The 13,935-nt window shown below is 65.0% G+C and carries 14 protein-coding genes; 9 read left to right on the top strand and 5 right to left on the bottom strand.

The window, feature by feature from the left end; genetic code table 11:
• The first annotated feature begins 72 nt into the window (after positions 1–72).
• Positions 73–327: an RNA-binding protein gene (locus AC1DK4_RS15450; RefSeq protein ID WP_441619763.1), complete on the top strand. Its 255-nt coding sequence runs from the start codon at positions 73–75 to the stop codon at positions 325–327.
• Between the two features lie 124 nt (positions 328–451).
• Here the strand turns inward: AC1DK4_RS15450 and AC1DK4_RS15445 are convergent, their stop codons facing one another.
• The 3 genes from AC1DK4_RS15445 to AC1DK4_RS15435 form a co-directional block, all read right to left on the bottom strand.
• Positions 452–1,087, bottom strand: a complete 636-nt coding sequence (locus AC1DK4_RS15445) for a 3'-5' exonuclease (RefSeq protein ID WP_441619761.1) — start codon at positions 1,085–1,087, stop codon at positions 452–454.
• 315 nt (positions 1,088–1,402) lie between these two features.
• Positions 1,403–2,926, bottom strand: coding sequence for an amidase (locus AC1DK4_RS15440; RefSeq protein WP_441619759.1), 1,524 nt, complete (start codon positions 2,924–2,926; stop codon positions 1,403–1,405).
• 57 nt (positions 2,927–2,983) lie between these two features.
• Entirely contained in the window at positions 2,984–3,979 is a 996-nt protein-coding gene (locus AC1DK4_RS15435; protein WP_441619757.1) for a Bug family tripartite tricarboxylate transporter substrate binding protein, read from the bottom strand.
• Between the two features lie 173 nt (positions 3,980–4,152).
• On the opposite strand from AC1DK4_RS15435, the gene AC1DK4_RS15430 reads away from it, so the two are divergent.
• The 5 genes from AC1DK4_RS15430 (at position 4,153) to AC1DK4_RS15410 (ending at position 8,819) form a co-directional block, all read left to right on the top strand.
• Positions 4,153–5,061 carry a LysR family transcriptional regulator gene (locus AC1DK4_RS15430; RefSeq protein ID WP_441619755.1) on the top strand — a complete coding sequence of 303 codons (909 nt, stop codon included), beginning with the start codon at positions 4,153–4,155 and terminating at the stop codon, positions 5,059–5,061.
• Positions 5,062–5,191: 130 nt separating this feature from the next.
• A complete protein-coding gene (locus tag AC1DK4_RS15425) occupies positions 5,192–5,542 on the top strand; it encodes a RidA family protein (RefSeq protein ID WP_441619753.1) in 351 nt (116 codons plus the stop codon).
• A gap of 16 nt (positions 5,543–5,558) precedes the next feature.
• A complete protein-coding gene (locus AC1DK4_RS15420; protein WP_441619752.1) occupies positions 5,559–6,800 on the top strand; it encodes an NAD(P)/FAD-dependent oxidoreductase in 1,242 nt (413 codons plus the stop codon).
• A 583-nt stretch (positions 6,801–7,383) separates the two neighbouring features.
• Positions 7,384–8,112, top strand: a complete 729-nt coding sequence (locus AC1DK4_RS15415) for a MotA/TolQ/ExbB proton channel family protein (RefSeq protein ID WP_441619750.1) — start codon at positions 7,384–7,386, stop codon at positions 8,110–8,112.
• A 194-nt stretch (positions 8,113–8,306) separates the two neighbouring features.
• The gene (locus AC1DK4_RS15410) at positions 8,307–8,819 is read left to right on the top strand and encodes a DUF3016 domain-containing protein (protein WP_441619748.1); all 513 of its coding nucleotides are present in this window, start codon (positions 8,307–8,309) and stop codon (positions 8,817–8,819) included.
• A gap of 111 nt (positions 8,820–8,930) precedes the next feature.
• Here the strand turns inward: AC1DK4_RS15410 and AC1DK4_RS15405 are convergent, their stop codons facing one another.
• On the bottom strand, positions 8,931–9,839 hold the full coding sequence (locus AC1DK4_RS15405) for a LysR family transcriptional regulator (protein ID WP_441619746.1): 909 nt from the start codon (positions 9,837–9,839) through the stop codon (positions 8,931–8,933).
• Positions 9,840–9,968: 129 nt separating this feature from the next.
• Between AC1DK4_RS15405 and AC1DK4_RS15400 the strand changes: the two genes are divergently transcribed.
• The 3 genes from AC1DK4_RS15400 (at position 9,969) to ycaC (ending at position 12,290) form a co-directional block, all read left to right on the top strand.
• A complete protein-coding gene (locus AC1DK4_RS15400; protein WP_441619744.1) occupies positions 9,969–10,844 on the top strand; it encodes a pirin family protein in 876 nt (291 codons plus the stop codon).
• Positions 10,845–10,957: 113 nt separating this feature from the next.
• On the top strand, positions 10,958–11,635 hold the full coding sequence (locus tag AC1DK4_RS15395; RefSeq protein ID WP_441619742.1) for an isochorismatase family protein: 678 nt from the start codon (positions 10,958–10,960) through the stop codon (positions 11,633–11,635).
• A 28-nt stretch (positions 11,636–11,663) separates the two neighbouring features.
• On the top strand, positions 11,664–12,290 hold the full coding sequence (ycaC, locus tag AC1DK4_RS15390) for an isochorismate family cysteine hydrolase YcaC (protein ID WP_441619740.1): 627 nt from the start codon (positions 11,664–11,666) through the stop codon (positions 12,288–12,290).
• A 138-nt stretch (positions 12,291–12,428) separates the two neighbouring features.
• Here the strand turns inward: ycaC and AC1DK4_RS15385 are convergent, their stop codons facing one another.
• Entirely contained in the window at positions 12,429–13,901 is a 1,473-nt protein-coding gene (locus AC1DK4_RS15385) for a patatin-like phospholipase family protein (RefSeq protein WP_477131622.1), read from the bottom strand.
• Positions 13,902–13,935: the final 34 nt, after the last annotated feature.

Here is a 13,935-nt window from a genome sequence, read left to right as displayed (position 1 = left end):
TGTTCGCCACGGTCGGTAYGACGATTCGGCCGCGAAAGTTCCGCGCGCAACTGTCTCGAAGGAGTAGCCAGCATGACACGTGTTCTGCTAACGAACCTGAAGCCCGACATCTCCGACGAGGATATCCGCGCCTTCCTGGCCAAGTACGGCCTGCCGCCTTGCGATGAGATAGAACATGTGCCCGGGGATGGCACGCGCCCCGCAGCGGAACTGGTCTTCCATGCGATCGACGCCGACACCTTGCGCAAGGCGCTGCCTCGAATTCATCACATCTTCTGGAATCAGCGCGAGCTCAGCGCGCTCATCCTGTCCGATCGATTTACCTGAACCCGGCGCAGCGGCTGGTCACGACCAATGCGTGGCATGTCCGCTGTGAAGGCAGCCAATCTGGTCTTGCCTGACGGCCTGAAGACTGCAGCGAGGCTGGTCGCCGGCACTCAAGGACGCTGCCTCAGGCGGTATATGGCCCGGGTGGCTGGCCTTCACCCAGCGAGCGCAGGAGTGTCGGAACCTTGGCCCTGCTGGTGGCCTGCACTTTTGTGATGAGGGTATGGTCCACGCGATTCACGCCGTACGTCTGGGCGATGTCGGATCGCAGTCGGTGCCACAAATGACAGGTCATCTCCGCGTCGACCATGGCCCGGTGAGCTCGCCCGGGTTTGGGCAATTGCAGCATGTCCACCAGCGTCGATAACCTGTGATTGCCGGCGTGCGGGTAGAGCCGCCTCGACACGAGCATCGTGCAGGCAAAGGACTGGTCGGCGGCCATGCCGAGAAGCCCAAGCTCAGACTGCCAGAAGCGCCGGTCGAAGCCGGCATTGTGTGCGACGACAGGGTGGTCGCCAACGAACTCGGCTGCTTCGCGCATTACCTTTGACGCGGCGGGTGCCGACGCGATCATGTCGTTAGTGATGCCCGTCAGATTCACGACATCGGAAGGGATACGCCTGCCCGCATTCATCAGGCTTTGATAGCGGTCGACGATCTGCCCGTCGCGCAAAAGGATGACGGCAATTTCCGTAGCCCGGTCACCTTGACGCGGCGACAGCCCCGTCGTTTCGAAATCCAAAACCGCAACTGTCTGCACGTTGCCTTTCCCTGTAAGTCTTTAGGCTCCAATCTCTGCTGTCGGATGCAGCCTCGTCATCGCCCAGCCGTGCGTCAGCTGCCGGGAACGCACCATGTTCGATGGCTCCCTGCATATCGTCGAGGGCTTCCTCAAGCCCTGCGACGAATTCCGGCACCGTGCGAATGCTACACGAGAAGCTGCAAGCCTATGCCGAGAGGGGCGGTCGCCGATCCTCTGGCGAATCCACAAGAGGCCCGTTGACTTGCCCTGGCAGGGGGATCGGGTCGCGCAGCAGCGGGTGACAACGGTACGACCGCACGAGGCGCTTGCCACTTATACCGCGGAGACGCCGCTCGCCTGTGCCGCGGCGCCGAAGATCGGCGGCGCAGTGACGATGGAACGAAGCGCGGGCTCGGCAGGCCTGAGGGCGGCGAGGTCGGGAACGGGACGGCGCAATGCCGCCGATGCGGCAAACGCCGTTTCCATCGCCTGGGCCACGCCCAGGGTTTCACCGTCGCCCCGGAACCGGCCGGTCACCTGCAGGCCGAACGGCATGCCGAGGTCGTCGGTGCCGCAGGGCAGCGAGATGGCAGGGTGCGTGGTCAGGGTCACGACATACGTCAGGGCCAGCCAGCGGTAGTAGTTCTCCTGTTTCTCGCCGTTGATGGTATCCGCGTACAGGCTGGTCCACGGGAACGGCGAGACCGGCGTGGTGGGCGACAGGATGACGTCGTAGTCCCGATAGGCCTGCTGGAAGCGCTGCAGGATGCGGTTCTGCTCGGCCTGCGCCCACGCGCTATCGGCCAGCGACATCTTCGCGCCCATCTCGTAGTTCGCACGGGTGTTGGGGCCGAGGCTGGCGGGATCGCGCTGGTAGGCCTCGTGCATGCCGGCGACGAAGCTCTCGGCGCGCAGCACGTCGAAGCAGCGGTGCACATCGCCCAGGTCGAAGGTCACCTCATCGCACTGCTTGAACAGATGCCGCATCGCGGCAATCTTCGCGCGGAACACGCGGCGGATACCGTCGTCCACCGCGCAGCAGCCGAAGTCCTCCGTCCAGCCGACCCGCAAGGCCGACAGGTCCACGCGTGCCGGCGAGAGGAAAGCGGCCGGATTTACCTCGTAGCTCAGCGGATCGGTGACCGATACACCCGCCGAAGCCGCAAGCTGCAGGCAGGCATCGGCGACTGTGCGGCCCATTGGGCCGACCACGGAGATCGGGGTCCAGCCCAGCAGCTTGCGCGAGTTGGGTACGATGCCTGGCGAGGGCCGGAAGCCGACCACGCCGCACTTGGCCGCGGGAATGCGCAGCGAGCCACCGGTGTCGGAGCCGGTGCAGACCGGCAGGAAATCGGCCGCCAGCGCGGCGGCCGAGCCGCCGGAGGACCCGCCCGCATTGAGGTTCGGGTTGAAGGGGTTGCCGGTCGCGCCCCAGACGGCGTTGCGGGAGTTCGCGCCGGCGCCCATTTCCGGGATGTTGGTCTTGGCAACGACGATGGCGCCGGCCGACCGCAGCCGCGCTACCAGCACGTTGTCCTCGGTGGGCAGATGGCCGCGAAACAGCGGCGAGCCGTAGGTGGTGAGCAGCCCCGCGGTTGCCTCCAGGTCCTTGACGCCAAGCGGCAGTCCGTGCAGCAGGCCGAGTGATTCGCCGCGCATGACCGCCTGCTCGGCGGCCCGGGCTTCCGTGCGTGCCCGCTCGTAGCAGGTCGCCGTGATCGCGTTGATGGCCGGGTTGTAGGTTTCGATGCGGGAAATGCACGCGTCCAGCAATTCAACCGGCGAGATTTCCTTGGTGCCGATCAGGCGGCGAAGTTCGACTGCGGAAGCCGAGGTCAGCTTGTCTTGCTCGTTCATGAAGWAGGGTCTCCTCGGGCCGTTTCGTCCTGGAACCGGCGGCCCGCGTCTGGAAGGTCAATCGAGCTTGATATTGGCGCGTTGCGCGATGGCGCGCATCTGCGGCATTTCCTTTTCGATCATGCTGGTGACTTGCTTGCCCGGCGCGTAGGAGGGCTCGATGCCGTTGTCAGCCAGTTTCTTGCGCGTAGCCGGATCGGCGATGGCCTCGGCCAGCGCCTTCTCCAGCTTTGCCTTGACTTCGGGCGGCAGGCCTCGCGGCGCGACGAGCGCGATCCAGGTGCTGGCGTCCATGCCGGGATAGCCGCTTTCCGCCACGGTCGGCACGTTCGGCAGCAGCGACGAGCGCTTTGCCGTGGTGACCGCGATAGCCTTGATCTTGCCGGACTTGAGTTGCGGGATGGCCGCGGCCACGGTGTCCACGCTGAAGGGGATCTGGCCGCCGATCAGGTCGGTCATGGCCGGAGAGCTGCCCTTGTAGGGCACATGGAGCATCTTGATGCCGGTGAGGTTCAGGAGCGCTTCGCCGGCGAAATGGGCGGTCGTGCCGGCGCCGAACGAGCCGTAGGAGTACTTGCCGGGGTCTGCCTTTGCCGCGGCGACGAACTCCTTGAGGTTGTTGACGGGAACGTCGTGGTTCGCGAGCAGTATCAGGCCGGTCGAGCCGATCAGGCCGATCGGCTCGAAGCTCTTCTGCGGGTCATAGGGGAGCCGCGGGTAGACAGCGGGGTTGACCGTGAACGTGGTGCCGGACGTCGCCATCAGCGTGTAGCCGTCCGGCGCGGACTTCGCGACATAACTCGCGCCGACAACGGTGCCGGCGCCGGGACGGTTGTCGACTATCACGGTCTGGCCAAGCCGTTCTCCCAGTTTCTGGCCGACCAAGCGGCCAACGACATCGGTGGCGCCGCCTGGCGGAAACGGCAGGACAAGCTGGATCGGTTTCGACGGGTAGCTTCCCTGCGCGGCGGCGAGGGCTGGCGCCAGGCCGGCCCCGGCGGCAAGGCCGCAAGCCATGAGGAGGGACAAGACGGGGCGGGCAGGGGATCGCATATTGATGCTCCGGCAGGATGGGTAAGCGACGCGCGACAGCGGTGCGCCGGGTAACACCATCATCGTACGATCAAGTTGGAATGAAATCGTAGCAATGTTTAGAACTATTGATTGCCAAATCGGCAATCCGTAGAATTGACCGCATCCCTGTTCATTTGCGCCGAGGCGCCCCCATGTCCTACCGCATCCTGCAGGAAACCGCCGTGCGCTACTTTCTCGAGGTGGTGCGCACCGGCACGGTCAAGGACGCTGCCCTGAAGCTGAACGTCGCGCCGTCGGCGGTGAGCCGGCAGATCGCCAAGCTGGAAAGCGAGCTCGATACCCTGTTGTTCGACCGGCGGGCGAGGGGGCTGGTCCCCAATGCGGCAGGAGAGTTGCTGGCGGCACACGCCAAGCGCACGCAACAGGACATCGACCGCGTGGCGGGCGATATCCAGGCGCTGCGCGGCTTGCGCGTGGGGCGGGTGCGGCTGGCGAGCGTGGAGGGCATCGCGCACGAATTCATTCCGTTGCTGGCGGCGAGCTTCAGGGAAAAGTACGTCGGGATCCGCTTCGACCTCGACGTCTGCCCGCAAGGCGACATTGCCCGGCGCATCCGCGATGGCGAGGCCGACGTGGGCATCACGCTGAGCGGGCTTCCCGAGCCGGAGATCGAAGTGGAGCTGCGTCATCCGGCCCCCGTGCTCGCCATCATGGCGCCCGGCCATCCGCTGGCTGGACAGCGCCAGATTTCACTGTCGCAGGTCGTCGAATATCCGCTCGCGCTGCCGCCCAAGGACAGCTCGCTGCGGCAGTTGCTCGACACCAGCTGCAGTCGCCAGGGCCTGCGCTACCAGACCGTCTTTTCCAGCAACCATCTGGACTCGCTGGCCGGATTCGCGGCAGCGGGGGGCGATGTCATCACTTTCTACGGCGAGCTTTCCGTGCGGGGCCGCCTGAAGGCCGGCACCGTCGCCGCCGTGCCGTTGCGCGACCGGGAGCTGAACGAGCGCTATATCGAGATCCAGACCCTGGCCAAGCGAAACCTGCCGCCCGCGGGGCGGGCCTTCGTCCAGCACCTGACGGAGGCCATCACGGCGTGAGCGGTGAATGATTGCCTTATCGGCAATCATTTATTCGATTAATTGCTCGCGACGCATATTCCGTTTAGCCGGGCCAGCGTGGAGAATCGGGGCACGGATTCTCTCCCTCCTGCTACCCCTACGGCTCGCCATGACCCAGATCGCAAATCTGCCCTTTTCCAAGATCCGCATCGCCAACGGCCTCGCCTTCCTCTCCGGCGAGTTGCCGCTCGAGGCCAACGGCAGCATTCCCGAGGGCATCGAGGCCCAGACGCACCTGGTGCTCGCGCGGATCGCGGCTACGCTTGAAGAGGCCGGCCTGACGCTCGGCGATGTGGTCTCGGCAACGGTCTATCTCACCGACAAGACGGATTTCGCGGGGTTCAACCAGGCGTATCGCGAGCATTTCCAGGATCCRCTGCCGGTCCGCACCACGGTCTGCTGCGACCTGGTGCTGCCGGCCCGCCTCGAAATCTCGGTGGTCGCCGCGACCCGCTCCTGAAACACGGACTACCGGCATGACAACGGACATCGTGGTACTTGGCGCCGGCATGGTCGGCGTGTGCACGGCAGTCGCGCTGCGCCAGCGCGGGCATGCGGTCGTGCTGGTCGACCGGCAGGCGCCCGGCAGGGAAACGTCATATGGCAACGCGGGCATCATCCAGCGCGAAGCGGTTCAACCCTATGCTTTTCCGCGCGAATGGATGGCCGTCCTTCGCGTGATCACCCGCCAGGGCAACGATGTCCACTACCACCCCGGCGCGCTCGCGGGCCTGCTGCCGACGCTGGCCCGCTACTGGCGCGAGTCCGCGCCCAAGCGGTATGCGGGCACGGTGACAGCCTACAGCGCGCTGATTCGCCACTGCCTCACCGAGCACGACAGGCTCATCGCGCTGGCCGGCGCGCAGGACCTTGTGCGCAAGTCAGGGTGGCTGCAGGCTTATCGCAGCAACTCGCCATTCGACCATGCGGCGCGCGCCGCGAGCGCGGTCGCGCGCGAGCACGGGCTCGATTGCCGCATCCTCGACCGGGCCGGGCTTGCCGCTGCCGAGCCGGCGCTGCACGGGACGATGGCCGGCGCGATCCACTGGCGCGATCCCTGGACCATCGCCGACCCCGGCGAGCTGGTCAGCCGCTACGTCACACTGTTCGAGAAAGAGGGCGGCATCGTCCGCCGCGGCGACGCCACCACGCTGAAGCCGGCCGGCACCGGCTGGACCGTGGCAACCGAAGACGGCCCCCTCACGGCGGCGCATGCCGTGATCACGCTAGGCCCTTGGGCGCCAGCCTTGACCAGGCCTCTCGGCTATCGTTTTCCGCTGTTCGTGAAGCGCGGATATCACCGCCACTATGCGGTCGAATCGATGCCGGAGCTGCCGCTGCTCGATGCCGAGCATGGCCTGATGCTGGCGCCGATGCAGCGCGGCTTGCGCCTGACCACGGGGGCTGAGTTCGCCCACCACGAAGCGCCGCCGACCCCCGTCCAGTTGCAGCGCGCCGAGCGCTACGCCCGCGAGCTGGTCCGGCTCGGCGCGCCGGTAGAGGACACGCCCTGGCTCGGCGCCCGGCCGTGCGTTGCCGACATGAAGCCCGTCGTGGGCAGGGCGCCACGCCATCGTGGGTTGTGGTTCAATTTCGGGCACGCCCATCAGGGCTTCACGCTGGGCCCGGTCACGGCGCGCCTGATCGCCGAACTGCTCGACGGCGTGCCACCCTATATCGATCCCCGCCCGTACGACCCGATCCGCTTCGGGGGCTGACGTCTGCAGACGGTGCGCCGCCCGCACCGGGAGCCAGTGCCAGGACTCGTCCGCGCATCGACGCTGTCGGCGCCAGAGAACGCAATTAACGCCCCAGAGAATTACCCACTGACAACACGCGCACGTTGTGCGCGGGCTTGCAACCGTCCTGGCTCTGCCTGGTGCCGGGGGCTGCCCAGGCGCATGTGGCACGGCAGCAAGCAGGCGAGCACGAGACAGTTGGCGACGGTCGTTTGCGTGATGCGAATGATTATGACAATCATCAGTAATTGACGGCGCCATCAACTAGACTTAGCCGCATGTATCGCCTGCCGAGCATCCGCGAGCTGGGAGGAGCCAATGCCCGCCTTCGCCGTTCCTGTTCTCGCCCCCCGCTTGCTCCCGAAGACGCGCGCACAACGCATCACCATTGTCGTGCGTATCGGAAGCGCCGCCCCTGTTGCGTACGCCCAGCCGGCAGAGGCCACGGAGCCATCCGGTACGCCATCCGCGCCGGCATCGGCGGCCATGCTGCCTCAGGTCACCGTGCGTGGCGACACTTCGCCCGACGTATCGCCGCCGCCTCATGCCACCAGGAATCACCATGCAGAACGTTGGAATCTTCCACCTCTGGTCGCAAGGCGACTTCGTCATACGCGCGGCCGCCATTGTTCTGCTCGCAATGTCACTGCTGTCGTGGATCGTGATTCTCAGCAAGGCGTGCGATCTGGTTCGCCTCAGGAAGAATGTGCATGACGCAGAAGGGCGCTTCTGGCACGCGGACGATTTCGACCACGCGCTGGACACGCTGGGCGCCGGCCAAGTCAATCCCTTCCGCGCGCTCGCCCTGGCCGGCAAGGACGCCATGCAGCGCCACCACGCACACCAGCCGCAACTGCATGCCCAACTGGATATCTCGGACTGGCTGACCCGCTCGCTGAAGATGTCGATCGAAGAAGCCGTGGCCCGTATGCAGGCGGGCCTTGCCATCCTGGCATCGGTAGGCTCCACCGCACCGTTCGTGGGTCTGTTCGGCACCGTATGGGGGATCTATCACGCGCTGATCGGCATTGGTGCGTCGGGCATCCCGACGGTAGACAAGGTGGCCGGCCCCGTTGGCGAGGCCTTGATCATGACCGCATTCGGCCTGGCCGTGGCCATTCCCGCCGTGCTGGGCTACAACGCGCTGAGCCGTGGCAACAAAGGCGTGATCAGCAAGCTCAACCGTTTTGCGCACGATCTGCACGGCTACTTCGTGACCGGAACACGCCTGCACCCCAGCGCTTCCCGCCGGGCCGAGGACGGGCCGGTGCGGCTGGCTGTCAGGAACTAAGCGGGTTTGGCGGTACCAGAGGGACACCCATGCAATCTGGCACGCTCCACGCCATATCCATGGCGCCGGTGCCTGCCGCCGCGCCGTGGTCTATCCTGAAGGCAGCCCGGCCTCGCCGGCTGGACGCCGGGCGCAGGATGGCCGTCATCTGTTCGGTATTGCCAGCCGTGCTGACCAGAAGCGAGGCAGGTGCCATGCTCAGGAACACCGTTTCAGCGCTGGCCGCGATCTTGGCGCTGGGGCTGCCGGCGTTCGCCGGCGCCGCCGCTCATCCGTCCGGCACGCTGGCCGTGACGTTCATCCATCCCGAGACCTATACCGATGCCTCATGGTCGCAGGGATACGGCAGCGACCGCCAGGTGCTTGAGGAAATCAACCAGCATCTGGCCCGGCTCGCCGCCCGCTCGCTTCCCGAAGGCTACGCGCTCACGATCGAGGTGCTCGACATCGACCTGGCCGGCTATGTCGACTGGCGCTACGCGTCGCAGATCCGGGTGATTCGCGACGCCACATGGCCGCGCATGAAGGTCAGGTATGTGCTCAAGCATGGCGACGAGGTCGTCGCCAGCGGCGAGGAGCGCATGTCCAACATGAACTTCAACTGGGGCGTCAATCTGTACGGCTACTCGGACCGGCTGCGCTACGAGAAAGCCATGCTCGACGACTGGTTCGAGCGGAGGATTGCCAAGGTCACTGGCCACGCCTGACCGGCCAGGGCAGGGCGTTCCAGGCCGGACGCGCGGCGGTCCCGGCACCGCGCGCAAGCGGATGCGCCATCCCTGGCGTCCCGGGCTGCGCACATGCCCTGGCCCGCACGACTATGCCTCGTCGATCTCGCCGAAGCGGGCGGCGAGGAAGTCGATCAGTGCTCGTACTGACGGCAGGAGGCCGCGGCGCGACGGATACACGGCATGAATGACACCGCCCCGCGGCTGCCAGGCGGGTACGAGGTGGACCAGGTGTCCTTGTCTGAGCTGATCCGTGATCAACATGGACGGCAAGCACACAACCCCGATCCCCGCCGTTGCCGCGCGAAGAAGCGTGAGCATGTCGTCTGTCACGAGCCTGGGTACATGCCGCACTTCGGCGAAGGCGCCTTCCGGGCCTTCCAGGCGCCATACGTGGCTGGACTGGGCCGGGCCCAGGTCAAGCGTGGGAAGGTGCGCCAGATCCGCGGGAGACCGCGGCTCGGCCTGGCCCGCCAGGAGCCGGGGACCCGCCACCACGCACCATGCACGCCCGGCCAGCACCTTCATCACGAGATCGCTGTCGTCTAGCGGCGGTACCCGTACCCGGATGGCAACATCAACGCGCTCTGCAATCACGTCCACGCGCCGGTTGGTGGCCTCGAGATGCACGGTTACCTTGGGGCACGCAGCCATGAACTCTGCCACCATCTCGCCAACTCTGGCGTGAAGCAGGGCCACCGGGCAGGTGACGCGGACAATGCCCTGGGGCTCCGAGCGGGTCAGGTCGATCGCCTGCTGTGCCGCTTCAGCCTCCACCAGCACCGCCTTGCAATGCCCGTAGTAACTGTGTCCGATCTCGGTCACCGAAAAGCGCCGCGTGGAGCGCTGGATCAGGCGCACGGCGAGTCGCTCCTCCAGCAAGGCAATGCGACGGCTGAGCTTGGACTTCGGGATCCCGAGTGCGCGACTGGCGGGCGCGAAACCTTGATGGTCCACCACCTGGGCAAAGTAGAAGAGATCGTTCAGGTCCTGTTGCATCGCGGCATCATCATCGTCCTATGGATAGAACACAGAGGATAAACGACGCTGCCTACCGGTATGCGAGCGGCATGCCTATGCTTCCTATCACCGCAGCCGGACAACCGGCCGACGAATCAGGAGCATCGGATGAAGAAGGTTCTGGGTATATATGGCAGTCCACAAGGCCACTGGGTCGGCGATGGCTTCCCCGTGCGCACGCTCTTTTCGCAGGCGAACCTTGGCAATCGCGCGAGCCCTTTCCTCATGCTCGACTACGCGGGCCCGGCTCACTTTGCGCCGACCTTCGGGCGCCGCGGTGTGGGCGAGCATCCGCATCGCGGGTTCGAAACGGTCACCATTGTCTATCAAGGTGAACTGGAGCACCGCGATTCAACTGGGCAGGGCGGAAAGATCGGCCCGGGCGATGTGCAATGGATGACTGCCGCAGCGGGGATCCTCCACGAGGAGTACCACTCGGAGGCGTTCGCCAGGCAGGGTGGCACGCTTGAGATGGTGCAACTCTGGGTCAACCTGCCAGCGCGCGAAAAAATGAGCGAGCCGGGCTACCAGACGCTGCTTGACGCAAATATCCCGCAAGTTGCGCTACCTCGAGGCGCTGGATCGGTGCGCGTGATTGCAGGGGAATTTGGTGGCGCCCTCGGGCCGGCGCGTACGTTCACGCCGATCGACGTCTGGGATGTACGCCTGCTGCAAGGGCATGGTGCCGAGTTCACGGTCCCCTCAGGGCGGAACGTGCTGATGATCGCGCTGCATGGCAACGTAACGGTCAACGGAACGCAGTCGGCGCACGAAGCCCAGCTGGTCGTCCTCGAACAGGCGGGCACCGGCTTCACGCTCGAAGCCGACAGCGACGCCACGATCCTGCTGCTCTCCGGCGAGCCGCTGGACGAACCGGTGGTGAGCTACGGGCCGTTTGTCATGAACACGCAGCGGGAGATCGAACAGGCTCTGTCGGACTATCGCAGCGGTCAGTTCGGGCGGATTCCCGCCAGCGTCGACTGATACCGCCGCCGATGTAACCCCGTTCCTGGCGTGTGGCAGGTCGTCACGCGCCATCGCCCGGCAGCCGGGCCGTTTCCGGCATGCCCAAACAACACTGTTCCAGGAGATTTACCATGAGCGCTCCCGTCAACTTCAACGGCAGGGCTCCGAAGATCGACCCTTCGGATACCGCCATGCTGTTGATCGACCACCAGAGTGGTTTGTTCCAGACCGTGGGCGATATGCCCATGCCCGAGTTGCGCGCACGCGCCGCGGCACTGGCCAAGATGGCCACCCTGGCCAAACTGCCGGTCATCACCACGGCGTCGGTGCCGCAAGGGCCCAATGGTCCGCTGATTCCGGAGATCCACGAAAACGCACCCCACGCGCGCTACGTCGCGCGCAAGGGCGAGATCAATGCCTGGGATAACCCGGAGTTCGTCGCGGCGGTGCGAGAGACCGGTCGCAAGTCGCTGATCATCGCCGGCACGATCACCAGTGTCTGCATGGCGTTCCCCTCCATCAGCGCGGTCGCGGATGGCTACAGGGTCTTCGCCGTGGTGGATGCCTCCGGCACTTACTCGAAGATGGCGCAGGAAATCACGCTGGCCCGCGTGGTACAGGCGGGGGTAGTACCGATGGATACCGCCGCGGTCGCCTCCGAACTGCAGCAGACCTGGAACCGGCCGGACGCGCAGGAATGGGCGGATGTCTATACCCGGATCTTCCCCGCCTATCAGTTGCTGATCGAAAGTTACACGAAGGCGCAGGACGTCCTGGCGCACCACGAAACTCTCGATTCTCAACGTTGATCCGAACACTTTCCTCCAGGAGTTGAAGATGACCAAGACCTACAAGCGGCTGGACAAGAACGACGTCGCCGTTCTGATGGTGGATCACCAGGCTGGGCTGCTCTCACTGGTGCGTGATATCGAGCCGGACAAGTTCAAGAACAACGTGCTGGCACTGGCCGACCTGGCCAAGTACTTCAAGCTTCCCACTGTGCTGACCACCAGTTTCGAGGACGGTCCGAACGGTCCCCTGGTGCCGGAGCTGAAGGCGATGTTTCCGGATGCGCCGTTTATTCCCCGGCCTGGCCAGATCAATGCGTGGGACAACGAGGATTTCGTCAAGGCGGTCAAGGCCACGGGCAAGAAGCAGTTGCTGATCGCTGGCGTGGTGACCGAGGTATGCGTTGCGTTTCCTGCGCTGTCAGCCATCGCGGAAGGCTACGACGTGTTCGTGGTCACCGACGCATCCGGTACGTTCAATGAAGTGACGCGACATTCCGCATGGAACCGCATGGCCGAAGCCGGTGCGCAACTGATGACCTGGTTCGGCGTCGCGTGCGAACTGCATCGCGATTGGCGTAACGATATCGAAGGGCTGGGCACGCTGTTCTCGAACCATATCCCGGACTACCGGAACCTGATAACGGCCTACACCACGGCGAAGGCATCCAGATAGACTCCGCCGATCGCTCAGAAACTGGCGATCTGCGGCGGGAATGGGGCCGCGCCCCGATCGGCCGACCGGGGCAGCAAGTTGCCCCGGGGCCGCGACTGCAAAGGAGGAAATCAAAGGAGGAAGTACTTCCAGGGTGCGCTACTTGCCTGCCGGTACGGCCGGCGCCTCCTCCGTGCGCGGTTGGTCAGCTACGATTCTGGCGCCGACATCGTTCAGCAGTCGCTGGAAATCGGGCGACGTCATGATGATCTTCCCGGCGGCGGCACGCAGGCGGTCGACGGCCTCGGCCGGCAGCGAGAACGACGTCGGGAGTTCATTCAGGTAGGCCAGTTCCTCCTTGTCGGCCAGCTGCGCGAACGATACGTCGATTGCATAGATTGTCGCGTCTGGCGTGCGTAAGGCGGTGGTTACCGCGGCGTCCTTGTTGGCGGCAAAGGCACGGGACTCGCGCACCCGGCGCATGGATTGCCACCGCGCCTGGTTGTCCTTCAACAACTCGGTCGCCTCGTAGGAATAATGGTCAATCGGAACGCCGGTGGCTTTCACCAGGATCTCCAGCGTGCCCGGCGGGGATTCCGATTTGTCCCATGCTGTTTTGGGCGTGGACAGGGAGTTGACGACAAAGACGACGATTCTTCGCGTATGGTCGAGCGGCGAAGGCTGGCGGATCAGATGCAGCGCCTCCATAATCTCCAGCGAATCCAGCACGCTACGCATGCCGAGGTTGTCTGAAACGCCGCCATCCACGATATGGATGTAGGGCCGGTCGGCGCTGTCTCCGAATTCCGCCTCCTCCCTCAGATGGCGGGTCGCGCGCGCAGCCGGCCTGGGCGGGTCGCTGGCGTCGAGAAACGGCTTGATCCAGCCGGGAGGGGCGTAGCCGCAATGGCCGCCATAGTTGTTGAGCGTGATCGGCGTGAGCACCACCGGCACTGCCGACGACGCCGCTGCGGCGCGGGAAAGCCGGATCGCACTCAGATCGGAACAGAGCACGTCGAATGTGGTCTGTGTAAAGGGCAGGCGGGCTCCTGTGGAAATGTCCGTGGCCGAGGCGATGATGAACGGWCCGTKTCCGCGATTGAGGTCGCCGAACGTSGCRCCRTGGAACAGGATCTCGTCATACAGGTCTGCCGCCAGTTCCGAGCGGCCCCAGCCGCTCGACCACAGGGACGGCCAGTAGGCAGGATTGAACGTGCGCAACGTAATCGTGCCTTGCACATCGCGCTTGAGGAAACGTTGTTCGTAGTCATCAAAGAGTTTGTCACCGTAGAGCCCATAGGCGAGCGCCGTGAAGCTTCCGCCCGACACACCGGTGATGACGGCGACATGGTCAAGCAGGCGAGACTTGTTCCCCTTCGGGCCGACAACTTCCGTATTGCGCAGGAACTCGAGGACGCCGTACGAAAAGGCGGCCGCACGTGTTCCCCCGCCAGAGAAGGCCAGGATTACCAGGTTTTCGTTGTCCGTTGAGTGTTGCGGGCGGGTAAGGAAGCGATAGCCGGTGTTTGGGTCGGCGTTGGCGATCGGCGGGTTGACCGGCCGGCTGGCGCAGCCGCCAAGCAGGAGCAACAACGCAAGCATCAGCACTGCAGGCGTCGGCAATCGTGTCATGGATCCTCCGAATCAGACGATGCAAGCCTCGCTA

The sequence above is a fragment of the Cupriavidus sp. 05N38 genome (assembly GCF_056397345.1).
This window is presented reverse-complemented; position numbering and strand designations above follow the sequence as displayed.